We start from the raw sequence: 241 nt of genomic DNA on the forward strand, positions 1-241 counted from the left end.
TCTGCCCATAGAGTCCCTGGGGGTCCGGCTCCAAGGGGTGAACCTCACCTTCTTGAACGCCGTCCGCTTCGGGGGCGTGGTCTACGGGGTGCCCTTCAACAAGAGCATCCAGGTCCTCTACTACAACAAGGACCTTCTGAAGAAGCACGGGGTTCCGGTGCCCGCGACCCTCGAGGAGTTCGTGGCCGCTGCAAAGAAGCTCTGCGGGGCCGAGGGCGGCCCCGTCTACTGGTTCCAGCCC

1 protein-coding gene is annotated in these 241 nt (G+C 64.3%); it reads left to right on the forward strand.

Going from position 1 to position 241, the window contains the following annotated elements:
- Positions 1-37 precede the first annotated feature (37 nt).
- A partial coding sequence (locus MFF64_RS39190; protein WP_238194106.1) for an extracellular solute-binding protein occupies positions 38-241 on the forward strand: 204 nt, incomplete at its 3' end.

The sequence above is a fragment of the Methylobacterium frigidaeris genome (genome assembly GCF_022179185.1).
GTDB classification, from domain to species: Bacteria; Pseudomonadota; Alphaproteobacteria; order Rhizobiales; family Beijerinckiaceae; genus Methylobacterium; species Methylobacterium frigidaeris.